Annotated in this window: 21 protein-coding genes; 7 read left to right on the forward strand and 14 right to left on the reverse strand. The window is 65.3% G+C overall.

What is annotated here, in order from left to right:
* Nucleotides 1–3 precede the first annotated feature (3 nt).
* The 4 genes from HBN54_RS14215 to HBN54_RS14230 all read left to right on the forward strand — a co-directional run bounded on the left by HBN54_RS14215 (nucleotide 4) and on the right by HBN54_RS14230 (nucleotide 4,011).
* Nucleotides 4–1,473: a L,D-transpeptidase scaffold domain-containing protein gene (locus HBN54_RS14215; protein ID WP_168673881.1), complete on the forward strand. Its 1,470-nt coding sequence runs from the start codon at nucleotides 4–6 to the stop codon at nucleotides 1,471–1,473.
* 328 nt (nucleotides 1,474–1,801) lie between these two features.
* The gene (locus HBN54_RS14220) at nucleotides 1,802–2,617 is read left to right on the forward strand and encodes a universal stress protein (protein ID WP_168673882.1); all 816 of its coding nucleotides are present in this window, start codon (nucleotides 1,802–1,804) and stop codon (nucleotides 2,615–2,617) included.
* 129 nt (nucleotides 2,618–2,746) lie between these two features.
* Nucleotides 2,747–3,586, forward strand: coding sequence for a universal stress protein (locus HBN54_RS14225; RefSeq protein ID WP_168673883.1), 840 nt, complete (start codon nucleotides 2,747–2,749; stop codon nucleotides 3,584–3,586).
* A 260-nt stretch (nucleotides 3,587–3,846) separates the two neighbouring features.
* The gene (locus HBN54_RS14230; RefSeq protein ID WP_168673884.1) at nucleotides 3,847–4,011 is read left to right on the forward strand and encodes a hypothetical protein; all 165 of its coding nucleotides are present in this window, start codon (nucleotides 3,847–3,849) and stop codon (nucleotides 4,009–4,011) included.
* On the opposite strand, the gene hemF is transcribed toward HBN54_RS14230, so the two are convergent.
* From hemF to HBN54_RS14290, 12 genes are all read right to left on the reverse strand, one after another.
* Nucleotides 4,008–4,964 (reverse strand): oxygen-dependent coproporphyrinogen oxidase, encoded by a 957-nt coding sequence (gene hemF, locus HBN54_RS14235; protein ID WP_235955537.1) that lies wholly within the window; start codon nucleotides 4,962–4,964, stop codon nucleotides 4,008–4,010. The two genes, HBN54_RS14230 and hemF, sit on opposite strands and share 4 nt — an antisense overlap.
* Before the next feature lie 71 nt (nucleotides 4,965–5,035).
* Nucleotides 5,036–5,980, reverse strand: a complete 945-nt coding sequence (locus HBN54_RS14240; protein ID WP_168673885.1) for a universal stress protein — start codon at nucleotides 5,978–5,980, stop codon at nucleotides 5,036–5,038.
* Between the two features lie 31 nt (nucleotides 5,981–6,011).
* Entirely contained in the window at nucleotides 6,012–6,737 is a 726-nt protein-coding gene (locus HBN54_RS14245) for a sulfite exporter TauE/SafE family protein (protein ID WP_168673886.1), read from the reverse strand.
* Nucleotides 6,738–6,843: 106 nt separating this feature from the next.
* Complete coding sequence (locus HBN54_RS14250; RefSeq protein WP_168673887.1) at nucleotides 6,844–7,308, reverse strand: FixH family protein; 465 nt, start codon at nucleotides 7,306–7,308, stop codon at nucleotides 6,844–6,846.
* A 155-nt stretch (nucleotides 7,309–7,463) separates the two neighbouring features.
* The gene (gene ccoG, locus HBN54_RS14255; RefSeq protein WP_168673888.1) at nucleotides 7,464–8,870 is read right to left on the reverse strand and encodes a cytochrome c oxidase accessory protein CcoG; all 1,407 of its coding nucleotides are present in this window, start codon (nucleotides 8,868–8,870) and stop codon (nucleotides 7,464–7,466) included.
* A 173-nt stretch (nucleotides 8,871–9,043) separates the two neighbouring features.
* Nucleotides 9,044–9,922 carry a cbb3-type cytochrome c oxidase N-terminal domain-containing protein gene (locus HBN54_RS14260; RefSeq protein WP_168673889.1) on the reverse strand — a complete coding sequence of 293 codons (879 nt, stop codon included), beginning with the start codon at nucleotides 9,920–9,922 and terminating at the stop codon, nucleotides 9,044–9,046.
* A complete protein-coding gene (locus HBN54_RS14265) occupies nucleotides 9,916–10,119 on the reverse strand; it encodes a hypothetical protein (RefSeq protein WP_168673890.1) in 204 nt (67 codons plus the stop codon). The genes HBN54_RS14260 and HBN54_RS14265 overlap by 7 nt, the downstream gene beginning before the upstream one ends.
* 81 nt (nucleotides 10,120–10,200) lie before the next feature.
* Nucleotides 10,201–12,387: a cytochrome-c oxidase, cbb3-type subunit I gene (ccoN, locus tag HBN54_RS14270; protein WP_168673891.1), complete on the reverse strand. Its 2,187-nt coding sequence runs from the start codon at nucleotides 12,385–12,387 to the stop codon at nucleotides 10,201–10,203.
* Nucleotides 12,388–12,478: 91 nt separating this feature from the next.
* Nucleotides 12,479–12,655, reverse strand: a complete 177-nt coding sequence (gene ccoS / locus HBN54_RS14275; protein ID WP_168673892.1) for a cbb3-type cytochrome oxidase assembly protein CcoS — start codon at nucleotides 12,653–12,655, stop codon at nucleotides 12,479–12,481.
* 12 nt (nucleotides 12,656–12,667) lie between these two features.
* Nucleotides 12,668–15,103 carry a heavy metal translocating P-type ATPase gene (locus HBN54_RS14280; protein WP_168673893.1) on the reverse strand — a complete coding sequence of 812 codons (2,436 nt, stop codon included), beginning with the start codon at nucleotides 15,101–15,103 and terminating at the stop codon, nucleotides 12,668–12,670.
* 349 nt (nucleotides 15,104–15,452) lie between these two features.
* Nucleotides 15,453–16,508: a response regulator gene (locus HBN54_RS14285; RefSeq protein WP_168673894.1), complete on the reverse strand. Its 1,056-nt coding sequence runs from the start codon at nucleotides 16,506–16,508 to the stop codon at nucleotides 15,453–15,455.
* Nucleotides 16,486–18,096: a sensor histidine kinase gene (locus HBN54_RS14290; protein WP_168673895.1), complete on the reverse strand. Its 1,611-nt coding sequence runs from the start codon at nucleotides 18,094–18,096 to the stop codon at nucleotides 16,486–16,488. The genes HBN54_RS14285 and HBN54_RS14290 overlap by 23 nt, the downstream gene beginning before the upstream one ends.
* Nucleotides 18,097–18,251: 155 nt before the next feature.
* Between HBN54_RS14290 and HBN54_RS14295 the strand changes: the two genes are divergently transcribed.
* Entirely contained in the window at nucleotides 18,252–18,590 is a 339-nt protein-coding gene (locus tag HBN54_RS14295; RefSeq protein WP_168673896.1) for a thioredoxin, read from the forward strand.
* Nucleotides 18,591–18,745: 155 nt separating this feature from the next.
* The gene (locus HBN54_RS14300; protein ID WP_168673897.1) at nucleotides 18,746–20,854 is read left to right on the forward strand and encodes a TonB-dependent receptor family protein; all 2,109 of its coding nucleotides are present in this window, start codon (nucleotides 18,746–18,748) and stop codon (nucleotides 20,852–20,854) included.
* Nucleotides 20,855–21,047: 193 nt separating this feature from the next.
* Here HBN54_RS14300 and HBN54_RS14305 read toward each other — a convergent pair whose 3' ends face one another.
* On the reverse strand, nucleotides 21,048–21,320 hold the full coding sequence (locus tag HBN54_RS14305) for a hypothetical protein (RefSeq protein ID WP_168673898.1): 273 nt from the start codon (nucleotides 21,318–21,320) through the stop codon (nucleotides 21,048–21,050).
* Nucleotides 21,321–21,371: 51 nt separating this feature from the next.
* Nucleotides 21,372–21,815 carry a hypothetical protein gene (locus HBN54_RS14310; protein ID WP_168673899.1) on the reverse strand — a complete coding sequence of 148 codons (444 nt, stop codon included), beginning with the start codon at nucleotides 21,813–21,815 and terminating at the stop codon, nucleotides 21,372–21,374.
* Nucleotides 21,816–21,954: 139 nt separating this feature from the next.
* Here HBN54_RS14310 and HBN54_RS14315 point away from each other — a divergent pair, with 139 nt between their 5' ends.
* Nucleotides 21,955–22,230 (forward strand): GNAT family N-acetyltransferase, encoded by a 276-nt coding sequence (locus HBN54_RS14315; protein ID WP_168673900.1) that lies wholly within the window; start codon nucleotides 21,955–21,957, stop codon nucleotides 22,228–22,230.
* The last annotated feature ends 44 nt before the right edge of the window (nucleotides 22,231–22,274 follow it).

A 22,274-nucleotide genomic window follows, 5' to 3' on the forward strand; every position in this document is an offset into this window, starting at 1 on the left:
CTGATGGCTGCTCTTCGCCTCCTGCCGGTTTGCCTGTGCCTGGTCCTGGTGGCCTCGGGGAGCGGCTCCGCGTCCGTCTGGCAGGCCCCGGCCCCGGCTTCGGCCGCCACCAACCCCGCCAGCCCACTGCCCACCGAGCCCGTGGCGCCCTACATTCAGGCCCTGCTCGATACCACGGCGGCCGGTAGCCAGCGCGCCGCCGATGAGCAGCGCGGCCTGCAGGCCGGAGCCGCCCTGCGGGCGTTTTACGGCCCCAACTGCGCCCCGGCCTGGGGCCCCGCGCCCGACAGCCTTAATATCGGCGCCGCCCTGGCCCTGCTGGCCCGCGCCGCCGAGCACGGCCTGAGCCCCGCCGACTACCGCCTGGGCCAGCTGCTGGCCCTGCGCGATTCGCTGGGCCGCGCCCGGCACCCGGCCGCTGCCCGGCAGGCCCGCCTCGACGTGTACCTCAGCGATGCGGTGCTGGCTTTTATGCGCGATTTGCGGCGCGGGCGGCTGCGGCCCTACACGGTGTCGGGGGGGGAGCGGGCCGCCGGGCCGACCGGGCAGCCGGGTGCGGTGCTGCGCGCCGCCCTGGCCGGCCACAATGTGCCCGCCGCCCTGCTGGCCAGCCAGCCCGCCAACCGCGAGTACCGGCAGCTGCAGCAGGCCCTGGCGCAGTGGCTGGCGGCCCCCGTGCTGCCCGACTCGGCAGCCCGGCACCAGACCCAGTACGAGCTGGTGGCCCTGAACCTGGAACGCTGGCGCTGGGATGGCATTCCGGAACCCGAATACATCCTCATCAACCTGCCCGCCTACGAGCTGGAGGTAATTGCCCGCGACTCGGTGCAGCGCCGCCACCGTGTGGTGATAGGCAAGCCCGAAACGCCCACGCCCACGCTCAGCAGCCGCCTCAGCCACTTCACGCTGGCCCCCGACTGGCACGTGCCGCATTCCATTGCCACCCGGGAAATATTGCCCCGTCTGAAGAAGGACCCCGGCTATCTGTACCGCAACAACTACCGCCTCACCGATGCCCAGGGCCGGGGGCGCAACCCCTGGCACATCAACTGGGCTACCGTCACGAAAGAGAACTTCAGCTACACCATCCGGCAGTCGGCCTGCTGCGATAATGCGTTGGGCAACATCGTGTTTCGCTTTGCCAATCCGTACTCCATCTACGTGCACGACACGCCGGCGCGGGCCTTGTTCAAGGCCAGCCGCCGCGCGCTCAGCCACGGCTGCATTCGCCTGCAGAACCCCATGCTGCTGGCCGCCTACCTGCTGCGCCGCGAAGGCCGCCCCGTGCAGCTGCCCACCGAAGACGAATGTGCCCGCATGCCGCGCTCGCGCGATGTGCGCCTGAGCCGGCCTCTGCCGCTCTACGTGCGCTATGCCACCTGCACCGCCGAGAACGGCCAGCTGCGCTTCCTGGCCGATGTGTACCACCGCGACGAACCCCTGCGCCAGGCCCTGTTTGGCCTGCGGCCCTGAGCCGAAACCCGCGTTTCAACCGCTATGGCCGGATGATAAAAATCATGCAATAAGGCGATTAACATCATGGCGGTGCCGGGTTGATGGTGCGTTATTTGACTGCCCGCCCACGCCGCTCAATGCCAGTTTCATCATTCCAAAGCCTACTGCTTATGCAACCGATGCTGCTTCTGTTTTCGCTGCTGCTGGCCGGCGTGCTGACCCTGCTGGGGTGGCACCTGGAAGCCAATGTCCGGCCCGCCGGGGCAGCGCTGTAACGACCCGCCGGGGAGTAGCCCGGGCAGGGATATTCGGGATATTCTGGACGTTATTTTTTTGGCTCAAAGTCATGAACCCATCTGTTTTGGTACTCGACAATCCGCCGAATCCGGCGGCGCAGGCCACCCGGTGGGCGGCCGCGCTAAGTGCCCCGCTCCAGGCCCGGCTCGAACTGCTGCACCTCTGCCAGGGCCCCGAGCCGGCGGGGCGGTCCGAAGCTGCTCAGGCCCTGGCCCACCAGCTGCCCGCGTCCCCCGGCATCACCAGCACCCGGGAGCCGCTCGTCGAAGCCGTGGCCACGGCCGTGCACCGGTACCGCCCGCTGCTGCTGGCCCTGGGCCTGAGCGAGGAGCACGGCCTGTTCGACCACCTGCTGCACAACCGCGCCCTGCCCGCGCTGCGGGCCACCCACCGGCCCCTGCTGCTGGTGCCCGAAGCCGCGCCCGAACCCCGGCTGCCGCGCCGCGTGGTCATCGCCGTCGATGCCGAGCCTTTTGAGCTCAATGCCGCCGCCAAGGCCCTGGCCCCGCTCATGGCTGCCTGGCACGCCTCCTACACGGTGGTGCACGTCACGGCCGCTCCCGAGCCACTGGCCCTTTCCAGCCGCATGGCCCTGGCCGATGTGCGGGCCAGCCGGCTGTTGCCGGCCGCCACCTCGCTGGTGCTGCAGGAGTCGCACCACCCCATCCCGGCCACCGGCATCGTGGAGGCCCTGTACGGCCCGCGCATCGACCTGCTGGTGCTCATTGCCCGCACGCGCTGCTTCCTGGGGCGGTTGTTTCATCGCAGCGTCACGGCGCAGGTGCTGCGGCACACGCCCGTGCCGGTGCTGCTGCTGCCGGCCGATACCCCCGAGCTGCCCAGCTGGATGCCCAGCATGAGCTGAGGCGTTGAATGTCACTTGAATTGCCGAATGCTCAGGATGACAAACGTCGAAAAGTCGAAAAAATTAAACTGCTGGAATTGCCGAACTACTGCCCAGGCTATTGTGCTGCCACCTTTTTCTCGCTTCGTCATGCAACCCAACTTTGTTGTCTTAACCGATTTTTCGCTCGCCGCCGAGCGCGCCCGGGTGTATGCCGCCGCCCTGGCCACGCCCCTCAAGGCCGACTTGCACCTGATACACGTTTTCCTGCCGCAGCCCATCACCACCGAATACGGGATGGTGCTGCCCGTGCTCGACGACCAGTACGTGCCCGCCACCCGGCGCAGCCTCCAGCAGGTGGCCGCCTCCCTGCCCGTGCACGCCACCGCCGAGCTGCTGGAATCCGACTGGCCCAGCGCCATCGAGCAGGCCCTGCACCAGCACCACCCGCTGCTGCTGGTATCCGGCCTCACGGCCACCAGCGGCTACCTCGACGAGTGGCTGAGCAACCGCACCCTGCCGCTGGTGCACCAAACCGGCTTTCCAATGCTGCTCGTGCCCGAGCACCTGCCTGATGCCGCCATGCATCCGCCCCGCCGCGTGGTGCTGGCCCTGGAAGCCGACCAAGCCTTCACGCTGGAGCCCGCCGCCACTGCCGTAATCCCAGTGCTGCAGGCCCTGGAGTGCGAAATTATTTCGGTGACGGTGCTGCCGCCGGGCGCGCCGGGCGGCACCGGGGCGGGCTTCGCGGCGGCCCAGGCATGCGGCCTGGCCTCTGCCACGCCCGGCCACGAGCTGCGCCCGGTGCTGAGCGAGCTGCCCGCATCGGGGGTGCTGCAGGCGGTGCAGGAGCTGAACGCTGACTTGCTGGTATTGCTCGACCAGGGCCACGGCTGGATGCACAAGCTGGTGAGCGGCAGCGTGATAGACCATGTGCTGCGCTACACCAAGGTGCCGGTGCTGCTGCTATCGGCCCGCCCGCGCGAGTAGGAACGGAGCGGCCATCAACGTTCGCCGCAACAATTAAAGCTCCTCCTTCGGGAAGCTGCGAATTGTGCGAAATGATAAAAGTCAGCTACCGGTGTGATGCTGATTATTGGATGTGCAGGAAGAATGAGCGAGCTTTAAGGGTGGTATTCACGGGGCAGTCCCTGCCTCGCGGAGCGCCTTCGGCTGGCCGGTGGGCGCCTCGCCAAATCGGCCTGCTTTCTTCATTCATGCGGGAATTTCAGCGATTCCCCGCCAGGACCATGCACGTTTCTGCCGACCATCTGCAACTGATTTTTGTGTCGTCCACGGTTTCGGCGGCGTGGGGCGCGGGCTGGGTGGCTACGGCGGTGCCGGCTCCGCGCCTGGGGCAAATGTCCGTTGCCGTGGTGCCCGTGCCGGTGCGCCTGACGGTGGTGCCGGCCTAAGCGGTCGCCCCGTCGGCCGGCACGGCCAGCCAGTCGATGCCCTGGCGCAGCCACTGCTGCGAGGCGGCTTCGGGCGAGGCGGGCTCGGGCGTGAGGTTGTAGTGCCAGTCGGCCTGCGGGGGCAGGCTCATGAGGATGGACTCGGTGCGCCCGCCGGTTTCGAGGCCGAAGCGCGTGCCCCGGTCGATGGCCAGGTTGAACTCGGCGTAGCGGCCCCGGCGCACGCGCTGCCACTGCTGCTCGCGCTCGGTGTAGGGCAGGGGCGCATTCTGGCGCATAATGGCGCTGTAGCTGCGGCCATACACCTCGCCCACGTCCTGCACGAAGGCGAACAATTCCTCAAACAAACCATCGCGGCCCACCGTGAGGCGGTCGAAAAAGAGGCCGCCCACGCCGCGCGTTTCCTGGCGGTGGGGCAGGTAGAAATATTCATCGGCCCAGGCCTTGAAGCGCGGGTAATAGTCGGGTTGGTGGCGCTGGCACACCTCCCAAATCTGCTCATGAAACCAGCGGGCCTGCCGCGCATCCACATAAATCGGGGTCAAATCGAGCCCACCACCGAACCAGGCTTCGCCGTTGCCGGCCTCGAAATACCGCACGTTCATGTGCGAGATGGGCACCCGGGGGCTGCGCGGGTGCTGCACCACGCTCACGCCGGTGGCAAAGTAGCGGCGGTCGGGCATGAGCAGCTGCCGGGCGGCGGCCTCGCTCATCTCGCCCCACACGGCCGAGAAAGCCACGCCGCCCTTCTCCAGAATATCGCCGTGCTGGAGCACGCGGGTGATGCCGCCGCCGCCCTCGGCGTGGGTCCAGTCCTCGGGCACGAAGCGGTGGCCGCTGCCGTCGGCGGTTTCCAGGCGGTGGCACAGCCAGTCCTGAAACTGCCGCATCCATTGCTCGACCATGGCGCGGGGTGAGGTAGCAGGGAGGGGGGGCAAGGCAGAGGTTTCCATTAGTGAAATAAGAAAGGCTATAAAAAATAAACGGTCATGCTGAGCGGAGTCGAAGCATGACGGGCAGACGCCTACACCCAGTTCACGCCGTGGTAGGTAGCGCGGCTACCGGCGGTGGCCGTGGCCCCGGCTGCTGCTTCAGTTGGCTCCTCCTGCCGGGCCAGGCGCTCGGCGCATTTGTCGCAGCACTGCACGGCGGGCTGGCGCTCGGCGGCGCGCAGCACCAGCACCGGAATGCGGGTGTGGTAGGCCTGTGTGGTGGTGTAGCAGGCATCGAAATAGCGCAGCAGCTGGGCAGGGCTGGCGGGCGCAATCACCAGCAGCTGGGCCTGAATGTGGGCGCAGAACTCGCTGATGCCTTCCAGCGGGGCATCGTCTTCGAGCAGATGTGGGGTGCAGGTGGCCGTCCAGCCCAGTTGGGCAGTGGCTTTGCTCAGGCCCTGGCGCAGGCTGCGCCGCTGCGGCCGCTGGGCGGGCGCGTAGAACTGCACCAATTCGAGTGGGGCCGTGCGGAAGGCGCTTTCCAGGGCGGCCAGGTGGGGCAGCACGGTGGGGTTGAGGGTGCCGAAATCGGCGAGGAACACCAGGCGCTGGGGCAGCGAGCGGCGGCCCGGCGGCACCACCAGCACGGGGCAGGCCACAAGCTCGGTGAGGGCGGCGGCGTGGTTGCCGGGGGCTTCCTGGCGGCCGCAGTCGATGTGCTCCAGGCCCATCACCACGAGGTCGGCAGCGCAGCGGGTGGCCTCGGCGCGGATGTGGTCGTGCAGGCAGCCGGCCAGCACCCGGTAGTGGTAGCGGATGCGGCGGCCGTCCTGCCGGGTGAGCTGCTGGTAGCGCAGGCGCTCCACCAGGCTGTGCAGGTGCTGCTCCTGGGTTTCGAGGGGGGTAACCACGTCCTCGGGCTGGCAGTAGAGCAGCACGATTTCGGCCGGCCAGCGCACGGCCAGCTTGTTGGCATAGGCGAGGGTGGCCTCGGTGGCGGCGGTGTGGTCGAGGGGAACGAGAATGGTTTTCATGGGCGGGTATTGAAGGGATAGTTAGCAGAAATCAATGGCAGTCGAGTACCTGGCTGGGTTGGGAGCCGGCCGCCGCCGCCGGCGCCTGCAGCTGCGGGCTCATATAAGGAATGCCCAGCCCCAGCCCCCGCACGATGAACAGCACCGCCAGCGCCGAGGCCGCGTAGGGCACCGCCCGGCGCAGCCGCCCGCGCCAAACCAGCGGCACCAACTGCCCGCTCAGCGAGAGGCCCAGCATGAGCGGCAGCGTGCCCAGCCCAAACAGGGCCATGTAGGCGGCCGCGCCCGCCACGCCCGGCGCGCTCAGTGCTCCGGCCAAAGCGAGGTACACCAGCCCGCAGGGCAGCAGGCCATTGAGCAGCCCCGTGGCAAACAGCGCCGGCCTGGAAGCCTGCTGAAACAGGCGGCCCAGCGTGGCTTTTACCCAGGCCAGCGGCCGCCCAAAACCGAGCCCATCGGCGAGCCGCGCCGTGTAGCGCTCCGGCACTGCCACCAGCAACAGAATCAGCACCCCCGAGGCAATGGACAGCCCCTGCTGCACCCCCGCCAGCCGCAGGCCCTGGCCCAGCAGGCCTGCGCCCGCGCCCAGTGTGGCGTAGGTGGTGGCCCGGCCCAGGTTATAGAGCAAGCGGCCGCCTACGTAGCGCAGCCGGCTGGCCCCCGCCGCCGGCCCGGGCAGCGCCAGCGCAATGGCCCCGCACATGCCCACGCAGTGGAAACTGCCCAGCAACCCAAATAAAAAGCCAGCCCAGAGCATGAGGTGAAATAGTGAGTTGGTGGATTAGTGGATTGGTGGAATAGTGCCATAGCTAGCAGAGATGGACATCGAACCCACCAACCCACTATTCCACCAATCCACCACCTCACCGAATAGTGAGTTCTTTTTCGAGGAAGTAGGCTTGGTTATTGGCCGTGAAATCGACCCGCACGCGCCAGTAGCCGGGCAGCAGTTGGGCGGTGTTGAACTGTTGCTGCGCGCCGGTTTGCAGCGGCAGGGTGAAATCCAATTTTTGGTCGGAAGGGCGGAAGAAGTGGATTTGGCCCTGCACCGGTTGGCTGGCCAGCGCGGGCGGGAGTTGCAGCGTGAGGCGCTGGGTGGCGGCCTCGTGGTGCAGCTGCACGGGCGCGGGCAGGGCGGCGGTGCGCGCCATCGATTCCATGCGCTGCTGGTAGGCCAGCTCCTGCTGGTAGTAGTCGGGGCTGACGAGGTCGACGGTGGTCCGCATGGCCTGCTGCACCATGAAGCCGATGTAGCCGGCGAAGAGCACGAACACGGCAATGATGGCGTAGGGCCAGATGGTGCGGGGTTTGGAGGGGGAGGTGACCATGGATATTAGGGTAAACAGGCCGTCATGCCGAGCGCAGCCGAGGCATCTCGCGTGGGCTAGTAATTCAATCGTTGAAAAAGGAATAGTGGTGGCACGCGAGATGCCTCGGCTGCGCTCGGCATGACGGGCTTTTTCAGCCTTTCATATTCTCGTACTCACTGCACCGGCCCGAGAAACTTCGTGCTCGTCTCCGCAATCAGCTTTCCTTTACTGAACAGGCCGATGCGGATTTTCTGGTTGGTGTGGTGGAGGGCGGCGCGGGGCAGCTCGGCGAAAAACACGCCCTCGGCAATGCCCTGGGCGGGCAGGGTGAGCGTGGTGGTGCTGATGAGGGAAATGGTGCCCTGGGCCGGTTCCAGCAGGCGCAGGGTGAGGGGGTAGGGCTGGTTGGTCTTGTTGATGACCGAGATATTGTATAGGTTGGTGATGGTGCCGTGGTCGGTTTTCTGGAAGAGCTGGCCGGGCGTGCGCAGCACCGTGGCCGCCACGTTGGCCCGCGACACCAGCAGGCCGGTGAGCACAATCAGCAGGAAGGCCAGCACGCCGGAAAGGGCTTTCACGCGGCCGGTGAGGCGGAATTTGGTGCCCTCGGCAATGCCATTCACGGAAGCGTGGCGGATGAGGCCCTGCGGCTTATTTATCAGGTCCATGATGTTGTTGCAGGCATCGATGCAGGCCGTGCAGTTGGTGCATTCGAGCTGGGTGGCGCCGTTGCGGATGTCGATGCCCGTGGGGCACACCTGCACGCACTGGTGGCAGTCGATGCAGTCGCCGGCGGTGCGGGTCTGGGTTTTGCGCAGCTTCTCGCGGGGCTCGCCGCGCTGGTAGTCGTAGGCTACCACAAGGCTGTCCTTATCGAGCAAAACGCCCTGCAAGCGGCCATACGGGCACACAATGGTGCACACCTGCTCCCGAAAACGCGCAAACACCGCATAAAACAGGCCGGTGAACACCGTGAGCGCCGCCAGCCCGCCCAGGTGGGCCGTGGGCGCATCGGTCACAATCTTCATCAGCTCCTCGGTGCCGATGATGTAGGCCAGGAAAGTGTTGGCAATGATAAATGAGATGGCCAGAAACAGCGCATGCTTGGTGGTTTTGCGCCAGAGCTTATCCCAGTCCAGCTCGCGCCGGTCAAGGGCTTTTTGCTGGGGCGCGTCGCCCTCCAGCCAGTACTCGATGCGGCGGAACACCATCTCCAGAAAGATGGTCTGGGGGCACACCCAGCCGCAAAATACCCGCCCGTACACGACGGTGAACACGATGATGAACACCAGAAACGTGAGCGTGGCCAGCAGCAGAATGAAGAAATCCTGGGGCCAGAAAATCTGCCCAAAAATGATGAAGCGCCGCGCTGGCAGGTTCAGCAGCAGCACCGGCAGGCCGTTGATGCGCAGCCACGGCCCGGCAAAGAGAAGCGCCAGAAAGCCGTAGCTCAGCGCCTTGCGGTAGCGGTAGAGGCGGCCGGCGGGCTTTTTGGGGTAGAGCCACACCCGCTCGCCCGCCGCGCCTATCGTGGAGAGCGAGTCGCGGTATGAGTCGTCGGGCTGGAAGGGGGTGGACATGGTCGTTCTGGCGTTCGCCTCACCCCCCGGCCCCCTCTCCGATGGAGAGGGGGAGCCGAGTCGGCACGGACGAATTTATTTAGCGTGTCGAATTGAGTAACTGGTCAGCTGGCTCCCCCTCTCCTTTTCGGAGAGGGGGCCGGGGGGGGAGGCGCACCGTTGGGACGTTCCTCTTACAGCTTCGCCACCGCCTTCCCCACCGCTTCCTTCTCGCCCTGCGGTGGCTTGGCATTAGCCGGTTTCGTGCCTTGCAAACTCAGCACGTAAGAGCTGACCTGCAGAATCTGCTTGCCCGAGAGCTTGCCTTTCCAGGCTACCATGCCCTTGCCGTTGATGCCGAATTTGATGGTTTTGTAGATGTGGTTTACCTCGCCGCCGTGCAGCCAGAATTCGTCGGTCAGGTTGGGGCCGATTTTGCCCTCGCCGCTGGCCCCGTGGCAGGGAGCGCAGTTAGTAGCGAAAATGGCTTTGCCGCTGCTCAGCTCGGCCGGCACCAGCAGGGGCTGGTAGGTGGTGAGCAGGTTGGGGTCGTCGGGAGTGGCGGCGATGAGCAGGGCGGCCTGCTGCATCTCGGCGGCATATTCGGCCCCCTGCAGCTGGCCGGTTTTGAGAACGTGGTAGTAAGCGAGGTAGCCGACGGCGAAAATAATGGTGGCGTAGAAGCCGTACTTCCACCACGGCGGCAGGTCATTGTCGAACTCGTGGATGCCGTCGTAGTTATGGTCGAGCAGTTCGTCGCGCACGTCGCCCTGCACCAGGCGGGCATCGCCCACCAGCAGGCCCAGCACGCGGCCGCTCCAGGTGTCGTGCACCAGGGGCAGGTCGTAGAGCTGGCGCAGCTGCGGCTTCATCTGCCGCGTGATGACGATGCCGGTGAGCAGCAGCACCAGCAGCAGCAGGCCCAGCAGGCTCAGCAGCAGCCAGAACAGTACTTCCTGCTCGCTCATGGCGGCGGCTTTGGCAGCGGGGGGCGCGTCGGGCGTTTGGGCGGCCGCCGCGTAGCCGCCGAGCAGGCCCGTGGCGAGTAGCAGCAGGGGGCGTTTGGTTAACATAGTTCGTCGGGGTCGAGGTGCGATTTCAGGGTTTCCGTTTCGTCTTCCAGGGGCAGCTGGCTCATGCTGTGCAGGTGCTGGCGGTTGGCAATCAGCACATACACCAGCAGGCCGATGAAAAAGAGAAAGAAGATGGCGAAGGAGATGAGCGGATATACCGTGATGCCGGCAATGGACTGGAGCACGTTCTTTTCCATAGAGTAGCGCGGACTTTGTAGTCCGCTAGTGAACAGGGTGAGAAGAATAGATGAGGGAACTCGCGGACTACAAAGTCCGCGCTACTTTTTCACCTTGATGTCGGTGCCCAGGCGTTGCAGGTAGGCAATGAGCGCCACGATTTCGCGGTCCGATTTCACCTCGATGTCCTCCTTTTTCAGCTCGGCCACGATGCCCCGGGCCTGGCCCTGCGCATCGGCCACGGCCTGCTGGTCGAAGCCGGCGGGGTAGGGCGTATTCAGGCCCTGCAGCACCCGAATTTTGGCGGGCAGCGTGCTGTAGTCAATCGTGTTTTCGAACAGCCACGGATAGGGCGGCATAATGGAACCGGGCGACATGCTGGTGGGGTCCATCATGTGGTTGTAGTGCCAGGAGTTGGGGTATTTCTGGCCCACGCGCTGCAAATCGGGACCAGTGCGCTTGCTGCCCCACAGGAAGGGCCGGTCGTACACGTATTCGCCGGCTTTGCTGTATTCGCCGTAGCGCTCGGTTTCGGAGCGGAACGGGCGCACCATCTGGGTGTGGCAGTTCGAACAGCCTTCCTTGATGTAGAGGTCGCGGCCTTCTAGCTCGAGCGGCCGGTAGGGCTTCACCGAGGCAATGGTGGGTACGTTCGACTTCACCAGAAAGGTCGGAATCATCTCCACCGCGCCGCCGATGGCGATGGCCACCGTGGCGCCCACGGCCAGCTGGAAGGGCCGGCGCTCCAGCCAGCGGTGCCAGTGGCCGGCCTGCACGTGCGGGTCTTCGCTCTCGGGGCCGAGGGCCGGAGCCTGGGCCTTTTCATTCACCAGCAGCGTGCCGGCCTGGGCCGTTTTGTAGAGGTTGTACATCAGCAGAAACACGCCGCTGAGGTAAAGCACCCCGCCGATGCCGCGCAGGTAGTACATGGGCACCAGCTGAATCACAGTTTCGAGAAAGTTGGGGTATTGCAGCATGCCCTCGGCATTAAACTGCTTCCACATAAGCCCTTGCGTGAAGCCCGCCCAGTACATGGGAATGGCGTAGAAGAGGATGCCCAGCGTGCCCAGCCAGAAGTGCGTGGTGGCCAGTTTTTTGGAAAACAGCGGCGTTTTGTAGAGGCGCGGCCACAGCCAGTACAGCATCCCGAAGGTGAGGAAACCATTCCAGCCCAGGGCCCCGACGTGGACGTGCGCCACAATCCAGTCGGTGAAGTGGGCAATGGCATTCACGTTTTTCAGGCTGAGCATGGGGCCTTCGAACGTGGCCATGCCGTAGGCCGTGATGGCCACCACGAAGAACTTGAGCACGGGCTCCTCGCGCACTTTGTCCCAGGCGCCGCGCAGGGTGAGCAGGCCGTTTATCATGCCGCCCCAGCTCGGTGCAATCAGCATGATGCTGAAGGCCACGCCCAGGCTCTGGGCCCAGTCGGGCAGGGCGGTATAGAGCAAATGGTGCGGCCCGGCCCAGATGTAAATGAAAATCAGCGACCAGAAGTGAATGATGCTCAGGCGGTAGGAATACACCGGCCGCTCGGCCGCCTTGGGCAGGAAGTAGTACATCAGGCCCAGGTAGGGCGTGGTGAGGAAGAAGGCCACCGCGTTGTGGCCGTACCACCACTGCACCAGGGCATCCTGCACGCCGGCGTAGGCCGAGTAGCTCTTCATCCAGCTCACGGGCACTTCGGCCGAGTTCACAAGGTGCAAAACGGCCACCGTGATGAACGTGGCGATATAAAACCAGATGCCCACGTACAAATGCCGCTCGCGCCGCTTGGCAATGGTGCCAAACATATTCCAGCCAAACACCACCCAAATCACGGTAATGGCAATGTCAATCGGCCATTCCAGCTCGGCGTATTCTTTGCTCGTGGTGTAGCCCAGCGGCAGCGTGGCCACCGCCGACAGGATGATGAGCTGCCAGCCCCAGAAGTGGATTTTGCCAAGGACGTCGGAATACATCCGGGCCTTGCACAGGCGTTGCAGCGAGTAGTAAACGCCCGTAAAAATGCCGTTGCCGACGAAGGCGAAAATCACCGCGTTGGTGTGCAGCGGCCGGATGCGGCCGAAGGTGGTGTAGGCCGTGCCCATGTTCACCTCGGGCCGGGCCAGCTCGAAAGCGGCCAGCACACCCACCATCATGCCGATAATGCCCCAGATAACGGTGGCAATGCCGAAGTCGCGAACAATCTTGTTGTCGTAGAAAAAAGTCTCAACGGCCCGGTTCACAACCCTGGGAATCAGGGGCGCTCGGGGAGCAGCAATGGGAGCTAGCGGTTCGGCCTGCATAGAGGGGGAATTGAATTATTTGGTACCCCAAAGGTCCCGGCCGATTGTGTGGTGAAAGCTGACGAAAGTCAGGTGTGCGGGCTGATTGATGTCAGGTAGCCGAGCTGTCGGGCGGAATATCCGGCTCCGTTTCGTCCTCAAACAGCATTCGCACGGCGGGCGTGTAGTCGTCCTCGTATTGCCCCGAGCGCACGGCCCAGAAAAACGCGGCCAGAAAGGTGAGGGCCACCAGCAGGCTGATGCCGATAAGCAGGAAGATGATGGACATGGTGGAGATGAATTAAAGCCCGCGCCGCCACGCGGCCAGCCGCACCAGCACCGTGGCAAACACCATCACGCTCAGCGAGCTGATGGGCATGAGAATGGCCGACACAATGGGCGTGAACCGGCCCTGCACCGCCAGCGTGAGCCCAACGCCGTTGTAGACGAACGACAGCACGAACGTGGCCAGCACTATGCGCAGGCAGGCCCGCGAAAAGCCCAGCATGGTGGCCAGCTGCCCAAAATTGCCGGCTTCCAGAATGGCATCGCAGGCGGGCGAGAAGTTGGTGAGCGTGTCGGTGAGGGCAATGCCGGCATCGGCGCGCTGAAGGGCCCCGGCGTCGTTCAGGCCGTCGCCCACCATCACCACGGTGCGGCCCTGCTGCCGAAGCTGGGCCACGTAGTCGAGCTTGTTTTGCGGCGTTTGGCGGAAGTGGATTTCGGCCGCCGGGCCAAACAGCTCGCGCAGCCGGGCTTGCTCGGTGTCATTATCGCCCGAGAGCACGGCCAGGCGGTAGTGCCGGCCGAGCCTGGCCAGCACCGGCCGCAGGCTGTCGCGGTACACGTTGCGGAAGGCGTAGTAGCCGCGCCAGTCATCATCCAGGCTGATGTACACGCGGGATTGCGGCGTGCCGGCCGCATCTTCGGTGGCTGCTGAAGTGCCGGCAAACGCGGCCGTGCCCACCCGCACCACTATGCCGGCTACGGTGCCGCACACGCCCTGGCCGGGCGTCTCGGCAAAGTCCGATACGGCCAGGGCGCTGGCCGGCAGTTCCGAGGCCAGGCGCTGGCTGAGCGGGTGCGTGGACTGGCGCACCACGGCCGCCACGGCCTGCTGCTGCCCGGGGCTGAGCAGCGGCCCCACGTACTCGACCGCCGATTGTTTGACATCGGTGAGCGTGCCGGTCTTGTCGAATACGATGGTATCGGCGCGGCCCAGGGTTTCGACCACGGCCGAGTTTTTGAGGTAGAACTTACGCCGGCCCAGCACCCGCAGCGCGGCCCCCAGCGCAAACGGCGTGGCCAGCGACAGCGCGCACGGGCAGGCAATCACGAGCACCGACGTGAAGGCCCGCAGCGCCATCGCCGGGCTTTTGGGGTACCAGTAAATGGCCGCGCCCAGCGCCAACGTCAGCGTGAGGCCCACGAAGTAGCGGCCCACTTTGTCGGCGTAAGTTTCCAGCGAGGGCTGTTTTTCCTTCTGAAAAGCGGGGTTGTTCCAAAGCTGGGTGAGGTAGCCCTGCGACACTTCGCGCACCACTTCCAGCTCCACGGCCTCGCCCATTTGGCGGCCGCCGGCGTACAGCAGGTCGCCGGCCCGGCGGGCCACCGGCTCGCTCTCGCCCGATACAAAGCTGTAGTCAATCTGGCCCGCGCCGCGCAGCAGCACGGCATCGGCCGGAATGATTTCCTGGTGCCGCACCCGGATGCGCTGCCCGGTTTTCAGCACCTTCACCGATACCGATTCCTCGCCCGTGGGCGTGAGGCGCGTCACGGCCACGGGGAAGTAGGAGGTGAAGTCGCGGTCGAAGCGCAGGGCGTCGTAGCTGCGCTGCTGCACCCATTTGCCAATGAGCATGAAGAACACCAGTCCCGTGAAGGAATCGAAATAGCCCGGCCCGCGCTGGGTCACAATTTCGACCACGCTGGTCGCAAACAGCGCCGTGAGGCCCAGGCTGATGGGGAAATCGAGGTTGATGTAGCGCTGCCGCAGCCCCTGCCAGGCCGAGCGGTAGAAGCCCCGCGCACTCACCAGCAGCACCGGCAGCGCCAGCAGCAAGCTCAGGATACCAAAAAACCGCCCAAACGTGCTTTGTAACTGCCCGGCGAAGGAAAAATACTCCGGAAAAGCCAGCAGCATCACATTGCCGAAGCCGAAGGCCGCCACGCCCAATTGGTAGTACAGCGTGCGGCTGCCGGCGTGGGGCTGGGCACCCAGCTCGGCCAGCGTAATCTGCGGCTCGTAGCCCACTGCGGCCAGCAGCGTCACCACTTCCTTGAGTGTGGTGGTGGCGGGCTGGTAGCTCACCGTGAGCTCCTTGCGCAGGAAATTGACTCGCGACGATGAAATGCCGGGGTTCAGCCTGAACAGGTTCTCCAGCAGCCAGATGCACGACGCGCAGTGCATTTGCGGAATGCTGAATGTGAGCCGCGCCAGCGTGGGCGAGCGGAAGGCCAGCAGCTGCGCCTGCACCGTTTCGGCGTCGAGGTAGTCGAAGCGGCCGGGCAGCTCCACGGCCTTGGTTTTTTGGCCGGGGTGCTCGTCGAGCCGGTAGTAGGTGCAGAGGCGGTTGGCGGCCAGCAGCTCGTACACGGCGCGGCAGCCCGCGCAGCAAAAGGTCAGCTCCGGCGCTGCCAGCAGGCGCAGGGGCGTATCGGGGCAGGCATCGCCGCAGTGCGTGCAGGCTACGCCAACGTGGGGCGGGGGTGGGGCAAGGGCAGGCGCGAGGGGCACAGGCAAAGGGAGGGCTGATGGCAACCCCAAAGCTCCGGCCCCGCGCCAGCCCCCCGGCTGATGAATGTCAGCCAACAACCTGATTAATCTCAGCGGGAACGTAATGCTGGCGCGTGTCTGCCTTTGCTCTTTCGGAGTTGTACTCCGAAAGTGGGCCTGCCGGGGACTTGCAGTCCCCACGCACGGCGCGGCATTCCTCACATAGGGGGCTACAAGCCCCCGGCAGGGTGGCTTTCGGAGTACAACTCCGAAAGAGCGTCGCGCAAAAATGCCCCTCACGCCCGAGCCGCAGGCTCGAAGCCAGTCGGCACGCGTCGCAGACGCGCGCCAGCGCACTCATTGAGCGTGTTTACCAGTTAGGCTGGCGCAGCTTTTCGGGCTGCAGTAGCCGGATGCCGTGACTGCTCAGTTCAATCAAACCGCTCTGCTTGAACTCGCTCAGGGTGCGGATGAGCGACTCCGTGGCGGTGCCCACCACGGCGGCCAGGTCATCGCGCGAGAGCTGGATGACGGCCTCCGGCGTGGCCCCGGCCTGCTCGTGCAGGCGCAGCAGGGCATCGGCCACACGCCGCCGAATGGAGCCGTAGGCCATGCCCAGCAGCTGCTCCTCGCGCGTGCTCACCCGCCCCGCCAGCAGGCGCACAAACTGCTGGCCCACGGCCGCGTTGCGGTGCAGCAGCGTTCTGAAATCGTCCTTCGGGATGTAGAGCAGCGTGGCATCGTCGAGCACCAGGGCGGTGTCGGCGTGCGGGCCCGGCTCCAGCAGCGGCAGGTAGCCGAAGAACTCGCCGGGGCCATACACGCCCGTTATCAGCTCCTTGCCGCCGGGGTTGCGGCGCACGGTTTTCACGCGGCCGGTTTGCACGAAGTACAGGCGCGTGGGCTCGTCGCCTTCGGCGTACACTTCCTGTTTTTTGCGCAGCGCGTGCGGGCGGCGGTCGGTGGTGAGGTCGTGGAGCTGGCCGGCGGCGGCGGCATCGTCCAGAAAGTTGCCCAGGCCCTCGGGGGCGCGCAGGTCGTAGTCGGGCTGCAGCTGGCGGAAGCGGTTGAGGCGGCTGCTGATGGCGCTCAGCAGCTCGGTTTCCTCAAAGGGTTTGGTGAGGTAGTCGTCGGCGCCCAGCTCCATGCCCCGGCGCTGGTCGGTGCGCTCGGTTTTGGCGGTGAGGAAGATAAACGGCACGCCCGCCAGCTGCGGGTTCTGGGTGAAGATGTGCAGCACGCCGTAGCCATCCAGCACGGGCATCATAATATCGCACACCACCAAATCGGGCTTGGTGGCCAGGGCCTGCTCCACACCGACTTTGCCGTTTTCGGCCGTGAGCACGGCGTAGCCGGCCAGCTCCAGAATCTCGGCCGTGTTTTCGCGGATAATGTCGTTGTCCTCAATCAGCAGAATGGTTTTCATAGGGAATGGTAATGGTGACGGTGGTGCCCACGCTCAGCTCGCTGTGCAGCGAAATGGCACCGCCCATCAGCTCCAGGTATTTGGAAATGATGTAGAGGCCCAGGCCGGTGCCGGGGGTGTTGGCCACGTTGCGCGCCCGGTAAAAGCGCTGGAACAGATGCTCCTGGTCTTCGGGCGAAATGCCCACGCCCTGGTCCTGCACGCGCAGCGTGAGCAAGCCGGCCTGGCCGGTGGCACTCAGCCCGACGGTGGTGTTTTCGCCGGAATATTTCAGCGCGTTGGAAAGCAGGTTGACGAGGATTTTGCGCAGCAGCGAAGCATCGAGCCACACCATTTCGGGGCCGTCGGCGCTTAGCTCGATGTGCTGGCCGGGCCGGCGCAGGCCCTGCACTTCGGCCACGGCCTCGCGCAGCAGGGCAGGCACGGCCAGGTGGGCCGGGTGGGCTTCAATCTTGCCCTCCTCAATTTTGCCCACCGACAGAAACTCCTCCAGAATATCAGTCAAATGCTTCACCGAGGCCCGGATGCGGCCCAGATGGCGCAGGCGCTGGGGCTGCTGCTCGGCGGCCGGGTACTTTTCGACCAGCGTGGCCGAGGTGAGCACGGCCGTGAGCGGCGTGCGGAACTCGTGCGAGGCCATGGCCACGAAGCGCGACTTGAGCTCGCCCAGCTCCTGCTCGGCGGCCAGGGCCTTGGTCAGTTCCACGGAGCGGCGCTCCAGCTGGGCCAGCGTGGTCATCAGGGCGTGGGTGCGGTCGGCCACCTTCTGTTCCAGCTCGGCATTGAGGCGGTCCACGCGCTGGCGCTCGGCCTGCAGGTTCTGCTCGGCCTCCTGCTTGGCGCTGATATCGACCACGTAAGCCACCACGTACAGCTCCTCATCCAGATGAAAATAGCTCAGGCTGATTTCGACTGGAAACACCGAGCCGTCGCGGCGGCGGGCCAGCAGTGCCCGGTTCGAGCCCATGGCCCGCACCGAGGGGTGTGCGTTGAAGGACTCGCGCAGGTGCTCGTGGCGCCCGCGCACGGCATCGGGCACCAACACCTCAATGGGCTGGTCTGCCAGCGCGCCCGCCGGGTAGCCGAAGAGCTGATGCGATTTTTCGTTGGCCAGCACGATATGGCCCTGCCGGGTAGCCACGATGATGCCGATGGTGGCGTGGGTGAACACGGCCTCGAAGCGCCGCACGCTCTGGGCCAGGCTGCGCTCGGCCTCGTGCAGGCGGCCGGTATCGGTGAGGCGCACCAGGAAGTAGGGCTTGCCGTCGAGGGCCAGGCTGGTGAGCTCCAGGTTGGCCCAGAAGGGGCGGCCCGCGTGCCGGCGGATTTCCACTTCCCGCGCGTAGTGCCCCACGGCCAGGGTTTCATCGCGCACCTGCTCCCACTCGGCCGGGCTGAGGGGCGGCAGCAACAGGGTACGCACGGGGTCGTCGTACAGGGCCTGGGCCGACGGGTAGCCCAGCAGGCGGTAGCCGGCCGTGTTCACGCGGGTAAACCAGGCCGCGTTCACATCATACAGGCCCACAAAGTTGCTGGCCTGCTCAAACAGAATGTCGGTGAGCGGGTTGCGGTAAAAGTCGACGGGCATGGCGGGCTATTAAGCCGGTAAGGTACCACCAGAATGGCCGCCTGCGGAGTATCCTGACGCATGTCAGGGCTTCGGCCTGACGGCTGTCATGTCCGGGCCTCCGGGGGCCGGCTAATTTTGTCGCACACTTTTCTGCTCCCTTTTTTCATTGTGCCATGACTGGCCTTCAGGCTGTTGAGTATGAGCGTCCGGCGGCGGCCGTGCTGCTGGTGATGCTGCCGCTGGCGGCCCGGTACCCCCTGGCTCAGCCCCAGGGCGTTTTCGCGGCCGCCCTCGCCACCCTGCAAAGCCAGCTGGGGCCCGCCGTGCGGGTGCTGCAAATTGATGAGGCCAGCTACCCCGCCATCATGAGCAGCTTTGCGCCGGCCCAGCTGCCCGCCAGCGTGCTCATGCACCACGGCGTAGAGCTTTGGTGCTGCTCCGGCCTGCCCGACGCGGCCGAAATCGACGCGCTGCTGGTGGGGAAGAACGGTGGGGCAGGGGCAACCCGCTAGAACGTAACGGCATTAGCCAAGAACGACAGCGCAAAGGAATAGCCAGCCAAACTGGGGAAGGGCCAAATCACAGCAAACCCGCATAAATAAGCCCCCATCCGGCAACAATTTGCGTACTCCGCTGGTCTGCGTCGTGCTGTTTGCCTTGCTTATCTATGCCTCTTCGTTACCTGTTGCTGTTGTCCCTGGGGTTGCTCCAGCTGCCCGCCCGGGCCCAAACCCGCCCCGATACCACCCGCATCGTGGCCCTGCCCGAAGTCCCCGTAACCGGCTACGGCCAGCGGCTGCCGCTGCGCCGCACCGCCGCCGCCATCGGCGTGATTGATGCCCGCGTGATTGCGCAGTTCAGCCCCACGGCCCTCACGCAGGCCGTGAATACGCTGCCCGGCGTGCGGCTGGAGGAGCGGGCCACGGCCAGCTACCGGCTCAGCATTCGGGGGAGTTCGCTGCGCTCGCCGTTCGGGGTGCGCAACGTGAAGGTGTACTACAACGGCATCCCCTTCACCGAGGCCGGCGGCAGCACGCCGCTCAATCTGCTCGACCCCGCCATTATCGGGCGGCTCGAAGTGCTGAAAGGGCCGGCCGGCAGCGTGTACGGCGCGGGCACGGGCGGCGTGGCGCTGTTTGGTACGCCGGCCGTGGCAGCGGGCGTTAGCCGGGTGGCGGTGGGTGCCACGGTGGGCAGCTACGGCCTGCTCCGCAGCACCATCACGGCCGAAACGGGCAGCGCCACCAGCAGCATCCGCGCCCAGTACGCCCACCAAAGCCTCGACGGCTACCGCCAGCAAAGCGCCTTGCAGCGCGACGTTTTCGCCCTCGACACCCGTACCGTGGCTGGCCCCAAAACCACGCTGGCCGCTCACCTGCTCTACACCGACATCAGCTACCAGCTGCCCGGTGGCCTCACCCGCGCCCAGTACGCGGCCGACCCCCGGCAGGCGCGCCCGGGCACGGCCACCGCGCCCGGCACCGTGGCGCAAAAGGCCTTTTACGCCTCGCGCACCGGCCTGCTGGGCCTCACCCACGAGTACCGCTTCACGGATAAGCTGGAGCTGCAAACCACGCTCTACGGCAGCGGCACCGTCATTCGGACGCCGTATCTGGTGGATTACGAAAGAAATACCGGCGTGGGTGTGGGCGGGCGCACGGCCCTGAGCTACCGCACGTTGCTGGCCGGGCGCGTGCTGCGGGTGCAGGGCGGCGGCGAGTTCCAGGCTGGCTTCACCGACGGGCGAAGCTACCAGAACAATGGCGGCACGCCCGGCGCGCTGCGCTACAACGACGAAATCGCGACCACCACCGGCTTCGCCTTCGCTCAGGCCGACTACAGCCTGCCCGCCGATTTCCAGCTGACCGTGGCCGCCAGCTACAACCGCCTGCGCTACCGCATCGCGCGGGTGAGCAACGCCGCCACCCAGCCCAACGATTACCAGCTCAGCCGCGATTTCCAGCCGGTGGTGTCGCCCCGCGTGGCGCTGCTGCGCGAGTTCAGTCCCAACTTATCGGTGTATGCCAGCGTGAGTACCGGCTTCTCGCCGCCCACGCTGGATGAAATTCGGACTTCTGATGGCCGCATCAATGGCGACTTGCAGGCCGAGCGCGGCACCAGCTACGAGGTGGGCGCACGGGGTAATTTCTTCGCTAATAAGCTGACTTACGAGGTGAACATCTTCGACCTGGAGCTGCGCCAAACCATTGTCAGCAGTACTACGGACCAGGGCATCGTCGTCTTCCGCAACACCGGCAGCACCCACCAGCGCGGTCTCGAAGCGGCCCTAAGCGGCTGGCTGTGGCGCGAAACCGGCCCCATTTCAAGCCCCGAAAATGCGCAAGCTGCCGGGCGCGACCTGCGCGCCTGGGCCAGCTACGCCTACAATAATTTCCGCTTCGGCAGCTACACCAGCGGCACCACCGACCTGAGCGGCAATCGCCTCACCGGCACCACGCCGCACACGCTGAGCGCGGGCCTGGATTTCAGCGAGCGCCTCGGGTTCTACCTCAGTCCCAGCCTCAGCCATCAGGCCCGCATCGTGCTCAACGATGCTAATACCGAAGAAGCAGCCGGCTACTGGGTGTTTGGGGCGCGGGGCGGCTGGCGGCGCAGCTTCGGTCATTTGGAAACGAATATTTACGGCGGTATCGATAATGCCACCGACCGCAATTATAGCTTGGGCAATGATTTGAATGCCTTCGGTGGGCGGTATTTCCAGCCCGCGCCGGGCCGGGCGTGGTACGCCGGGGCACAGGTGGGCTGGCGGTGGTAGTGAACACGAATGGAGTAGCCAACAAAGCCCCAGCGGGGCGACATGTCGGTAGTGGCAGCATACACCGAATGATAAAGCCCCAGCGGGGCGACACTTGTCGAACAAGTGTCGCCCCGCTGGGGCTTTGAAAACCATAATTACGGTTCATTGCTACCGATATGTCGCCCCGCTGGGGCTAGCATAATTGGCCGTTCTAGCTATGCTCTTCGGGCAGGGTGAAGGCAGTGTCGCTAGGGTTGATGAGCTCTTTGGGCAGGGTACCGGGAATTTCGCCGGCGGCCTGCTCGCTCATGTTCATGTCCTGCTCGAAGGTGCGGAGGGAATCATCCATCTCGTCGGCTTTTTCCTGGCCCGAGTCGTTGTTATTGTCGAGCACCTGGCCGTGGGTGGCCGCGTCGAGCATGGGGGTAGAGGCACCGTCTTCCGAAGGTTCCTGGTCGAAAGTATCGTTGGGGTTATTAGGCATGGTCGGGGATAAAAAATCGAATGGGAAACGAAGCGTAGGGCCGGGGCCGGCTTACTCGTCTTTGGCGGGGTAGTCGGCATCGGCCGATTCCTCGCGGGTGTTGTGGGTGCCGCCGCCGGCGTAGCGGGGGTCGTCTTTGGCCCAGGCTTCGCGCAGCTCGGTGTTGTCGCCGCCTTCGGCCTGCACCTTGCGCACCAGCTCAGTGGCCTGGTTCTGCATAATGTGGCCGGGCTGGTCTTCGGGGTTGTCGGGGGCATTCTGCGCTTCTTTCTCGCGGTCCGAGAACTCGCTGAACTCGTCGGGGTTGTCATTGGCCCCGCTGCGGCCGGGGGCGGCGGTATCGGCAGCGCTGGCATGGCCGAAGCTGCCGTAGTCGGGGCTGGCGGCCGTCACGGCGGGGTCGTTGGGATTGAGACGGTCAGCGGCGGCGCGTTCCTGCTGGTCGGTAGGACGGGGGGCGTTATCGTTTGAGAGGGGGGGAGTGGGCGTATCCATGCAGCTGCAGAAGAAAATGAAGGGGATTGAAAAGCAAACGGGCTTGGGCCCGCTTCAATAATCTCTGTACGCAAACCGGCGGTACTCGTTCGCTTTTGCGTATAGCCCGCAGCTTTTATCCTTTCAACTACGCAAGCCCATGCCCATTCAGCACGACCCCAAAAACCAGCAATTCACCCTCACCCAAGACGGCCACACCAGCGAGCTGGCCTACGCCCGCCCCGCCGAGGGTATTATCGACGTCACCCACACCTTTGTAGATGAGGCCCTGCGCGGCCAGGGCTTGGCCGACGACCTGGCCCGTGCCGCCCTGGCCTTCGCCCGCGAAGAAAAACTCAAGGTGAAAGCCAGCTGCAAATTCATGGCCGGCTTCGTGCAGAAGCACCACGCCGAATACGCCGACCTGCTGGCGTAAAGCCCGTTGGTCCGGTCTGACCGCCCCAGGCGGCCCGACCGGGC

The sequence above is a fragment of the Hymenobacter artigasi genome (genome assembly GCF_012275535.1).
GTDB lineage: Bacteria > Bacteroidota > Bacteroidia > Cytophagales > Hymenobacteraceae > Hymenobacter > Hymenobacter artigasi.

What these genes read in the sequence shown, in the direction of transcription:
- HBN54_RS14215 (WP_168673881.1), top strand. Translation starts at nt 4, where the DNA reads ATGGCTGCTCTTCGCCTCCTGCCGGTTTGCCTGTGCCTGGTCCTGGTG.
- HBN54_RS14220 (WP_168673882.1), top strand. Translation starts at nt 1,802, where the DNA reads ATGAACCCATCTGTTTTGGTACTCGACAATCCGCCGAATCCGGCGGCG.
- HBN54_RS14225 (WP_168673883.1), top strand. Translation starts at nt 2,747, where the DNA reads ATGCAACCCAACTTTGTTGTCTTAACCGATTTTTCGCTCGCCGCCGAG.
- HBN54_RS14230 (WP_168673884.1), top strand. Translation starts at nt 3,847, where the DNA reads ATGCACGTTTCTGCCGACCATCTGCAACTGATTTTTGTGTCGTCCACG.
- hemF (WP_235955537.1), bottom strand. Translation starts at nt 4,964, where the DNA reads ATGGAAACCTCTGCCTTGCCCCCCCTCCCTGCTACCTCACCCCGCGCC.
- HBN54_RS14240 (WP_168673885.1), bottom strand. Translation starts at nt 5,980, where the DNA reads ATGAAAACCATTCTCGTTCCCCTCGACCACACCGCCGCCACCGAGGCC.
- HBN54_RS14245 (WP_168673886.1), bottom strand. Translation starts at nt 6,737, where the DNA reads ATGCTCTGGGCTGGCTTTTTATTTGGGTTGCTGGGCAGTTTCCACTGC.
- HBN54_RS14250 (WP_168673887.1), bottom strand. Translation starts at nt 7,308, where the DNA reads ATGGTCACCTCCCCCTCCAAACCCCGCACCATCTGGCCCTACGCCATC.
- ccoG (WP_168673888.1), bottom strand. Translation starts at nt 8,870, where the DNA reads ATGTCCACCCCCTTCCAGCCCGACGACTCATACCGCGACTCGCTCTCC.
- HBN54_RS14260 (WP_168673889.1), bottom strand. Translation starts at nt 9,922, where the DNA reads ATGTTAACCAAACGCCCCCTGCTGCTACTCGCCACGGGCCTGCTCGGC.
- HBN54_RS14265 (WP_168673890.1), bottom strand. Translation starts at nt 10,119, where the DNA reads ATGGAAAAGAACGTGCTCCAGTCCATTGCCGGCATCACGGTATATCCG.
- ccoN (WP_168673891.1), bottom strand. Translation starts at nt 12,387, where the DNA reads ATGCAGGCCGAACCGCTAGCTCCCATTGCTGCTCCCCGAGCGCCCCTG.
- ccoS (WP_168673892.1), bottom strand. Translation starts at nt 12,655, where the DNA reads ATGTCCATCATCTTCCTGCTTATCGGCATCAGCCTGCTGGTGGCCCTC.
- HBN54_RS14285 (WP_168673894.1), bottom strand. Translation starts at nt 16,508, where the DNA reads ATGAAAACCATTCTGCTGATTGAGGACAACGACATTATCCGCGAAAAC.
- HBN54_RS14290 (WP_168673895.1), bottom strand. Translation starts at nt 18,096, where the DNA reads ATGCCCGTCGACTTTTACCGCAACCCGCTCACCGACATTCTGTTTGAG.
- HBN54_RS14295 (WP_168673896.1), top strand. Translation starts at nt 18,252, where the DNA reads ATGACTGGCCTTCAGGCTGTTGAGTATGAGCGTCCGGCGGCGGCCGTG.
- HBN54_RS14300 (WP_168673897.1), top strand. Translation starts at nt 18,746, where the DNA reads ATGCCTCTTCGTTACCTGTTGCTGTTGTCCCTGGGGTTGCTCCAGCTG.
- HBN54_RS14305 (WP_168673898.1), bottom strand. Translation starts at nt 21,320, where the DNA reads ATGCCTAATAACCCCAACGATACTTTCGACCAGGAACCTTCGGAAGAC.
- HBN54_RS14310 (WP_168673899.1), bottom strand. Translation starts at nt 21,815, where the DNA reads ATGGATACGCCCACTCCCCCCCTCTCAAACGATAACGCCCCCCGTCCT.
- HBN54_RS14315 (WP_168673900.1), top strand. Translation starts at nt 21,955, where the DNA reads ATGCCCATTCAGCACGACCCCAAAAACCAGCAATTCACCCTCACCCAA.